This window comes from Brevundimonas sp., assembly GCF_023259385.1.
Taxonomy (GTDB): Bacteria; Pseudomonadota; Alphaproteobacteria; order Caulobacterales; family Caulobacteraceae; genus Brevundimonas.
The window spans coordinates 1-2,630 of record NZ_JAHFPF010000344.1; the positions used below are offsets into that span (position 1 = coordinate 1).

The following is a 2,630-nucleotide window of genomic DNA, read 5'->3' on the forward strand; positions in this document are numbered from 1 at the left end:
GCCGACGACATCATCGTCTCGAACGGCTCGTGCACCACCAATGCCCTCGCCCCCGTCGCCAAGGTCCTGCACGACCTGTTCGGCATCGAGCGCGGCTACATGACCACCATCCACTCCTACACCGGCGACCAGCCGACGCTGGATACGATGCACAAGGATCTGTACCGCGCCCGCGCCGCCGCCCTGTCGATGATCCCGACTTCGACCGGCGCCGCCAAGGCCCTGGGTCTGGTCCTGCCGGAACTGAAGGGCAAGCTGGACGGCTCGTCGATCCGCGTCCCCACCCCGAACGTCTCGGTCGTCGACCTGAAGGTCGTCTCCGGTCGCGACACCTCGGCCGACGAGATCAACGCCGCGCTTCAGGCCGCCGCCGACGGCCCGATGAAGGGCGTCCTGTTCACGACGACCGATCCGCTGGTCTCCAGCGACCTGAACCACATCGCCGCCTCGTCCACCGCCGCCCTGCCCCAAACCCAGGTCGTCGACGGCAAGCTGGCCCGCGTGCTCAGCTGGTACGACAACGAATGGGGCTTCGCGACCCGCATGGCCGACACGGCGCTGGTGATGGCGAAGTTCCTGTAAGATCGCACCGAGAACCCCGGCATGCTTCTATTCTTAGGACTGCCGGGGTTTTTACTTTTCGCATGGCTTTCACTGCCTTGGTCGCTGCTCGCCATCGCCTTTTGGGGCGCTATGGTCTGGTTAGGACTGCGCAAGATTGAGCTTGGGCCGTTGACGGATGGAGCGTTCGTCATTCGAGGCTGCGCCGTCGCAGCATTGCTCTTCTTCGGAACAGCCATCCCTTTTTTGACTGGAAACTGGCCTGATCCAGTCGCCCCTTTTGCTTGGTTCGCCGTTCCTGTCCTTCTCACGGGACTCGCTATTTCGGCCTATCGCGATCATGCGAAAAGCGGCCGACATTTCATCGCAGTCGCCGCTCCGGTCGTCGCACTGCAAGTTCAACTGATGATCCACGGCGCTCTGCTCTGGATCGGACACATCTTTTCTGGGGGCAGCCCGATATGACCTTCCGCACTCTCGACGACGCCAAGGATCTCGCCGGCAAGACGGCCCTGGTCCGCGTGGACTTCAACGTCCCGATGGAGGACGGCAAGGTCACGGACGACACCCGTCTGCGGGTCGCCCTGCCGACGATCCAGCGGCTGCGTGACGCCGGCGCCAAGGTCGCCCTGCTGGCCCACTTCGACCGCCCCAAGGGCCAGCGCGTCCCGTCGATGAGCCTGAAGCCTGTCGTGGATGATTTGGAGAACCTGCTCGGCGCTCCCGTCCGCTTCGCCGACGACTGCATCGGTCCGGACGCCGTGGACGCCATCCGAGACCTGGACGCCGGCGGCGTGGTCCTGCTGGAGAACGTCCGCTTCCACGCGGCGGAAGAGGCCAATGACCCGGTCTTCGCCCAGAAGCTGGCCGATCTGGGCGACCTCTATGTCAACGACGCCTTCTCGGCCGCCCACCGCGCCCACGCCTCGACGGAAGGGATCGCGCACCACCTGCCCGCCTATGCCGGCGAATCCATGCGCCGCGAGTTGGACGCCCTGGACGCCGCCCTGGGCAATCCGCAGAAGCCGGTTCTGGGCATCGTCGGCGGCGCCAAGGTCTCGACCAAGCTGGACCTGCTGAAGAACCTGGTCGGCAAGCTGGACCGGCTGGCCATCGGCGGCGGCATGGCCAACACCTTCCTGTTCGCCCAGGGGATCGACATCGGCGGCTCGCTGGCTGAACGCGACATGGCCGACACGGCCCGCGAGATCATGGCCGAGGCCGAGGCGAAGGGCTGCAAACTGCTGCTGCCGGTCGATTTCGTGGTCGCGACCGAGGTCAAGCCCGGCGCCGCATCCCGCCCCGTCATCGCCGGCGCCGCCCTGTCGGCCGACGACAAGATCCTCGACGCCGGCCCCGCCACGGTCGCGCGGCTGCTGGACGCCCTGACGGCTTCGAAGACCCTGATCTGGAACGGCCCGCTGGGCGTGTTCGAGGTGCCGCCCTTCGACGCCGCCACCGTGACCGTCGCCCGCCATGCGGCCGCGCTGGCCAAGGCCGGTGTTCTGGTCGCCGTAGGCGGCGGCGGCGACACGGTCTCGGCCCTGAACCACGCCGGCGTATCGGACGACATGACCTTCGTCTCCACCGCCGGCGGCGCCTTCCTGGAATGGATGGAGGGCAAGCCCCTGCCCGGCGTCGAAGCCCTGCGCGTCTGATCGGCGGCGGTGCAGGCGGATCACGCCTGCACTGCGGCTTTCTGAATTCGCGCTGAAACGGCTGTAACGCGGCGTGACTTCGTCACGCCTCGCCGCTAGTCTCTTGCCCAATCAAAAAAGACTATTCGGCTCAGGAGACTATCCATGGCGCGCATCACGCTGCGACAGCTGCTCGACCACGCGGCAGAGAACGACTACGGCCTGCCGGCCTACAACATCAACAATATGGAACAGGGTCTGGCGATCATGGAGGCGGCCCACGAGGTCAACGCCCCCGTCATCATCCAGGCCTCGCGCGGCGCCCGGAACTACGCCAACGACGTGGTTCTGGCCAAGCTGATCGACGCCCTGGCCGAACTCTATCCGCACATCCCGGTCTGCATGCACCAGGACCACGGCAACGGCCCGGCC

The 2,630-nt window shown here is 66.3% G+C and carries 4 protein-coding genes; all 4 read left to right on the forward strand.

The window, feature by feature from the left end; translation table 11 throughout:
* Positions 1–582: type I glyceraldehyde-3-phosphate dehydrogenase (locus Q0C81_RS17965; RefSeq protein ID WP_291841158.1), on the forward strand; the 582-nt coding region annotated here is incomplete at its 5' end.
* A 21-nt stretch (positions 583–603) separates the two neighbouring features.
* Complete coding sequence (locus tag Q0C81_RS17970; protein WP_154725853.1) at positions 604–1,026, forward strand: hypothetical protein; 423 nt, start codon at positions 604–606, stop codon at positions 1,024–1,026.
* Complete coding sequence (gene pgk / locus Q0C81_RS17975) at positions 1,023–2,219, forward strand: phosphoglycerate kinase (RefSeq protein WP_008260654.1); 1,197 nt, start codon at positions 1,023–1,025, stop codon at positions 2,217–2,219. The genes Q0C81_RS17970 and pgk overlap by 4 nt, the downstream gene beginning before the upstream one ends.
* Positions 2,220–2,363: 144 nt before the next feature.
* Positions 2,364–2,630 (forward strand): class II fructose-bisphosphate aldolase (locus Q0C81_RS17980; RefSeq protein WP_291841160.1); only part of this gene is annotated, 267 nt, incomplete at its 3' end.

What these genes read in the sequence shown, in the direction of transcription:
- Q0C81_RS17970 (WP_154725853.1), top strand. Translation starts at nt 604, where the DNA reads ATGCTTCTATTCTTAGGACTGCCGGGGTTTTTACTTTTCGCATGGCTT.
- pgk (WP_008260654.1), top strand. Translation starts at nt 1,023, where the DNA reads ATGACCTTCCGCACTCTCGACGACGCCAAGGATCTCGCCGGCAAGACG.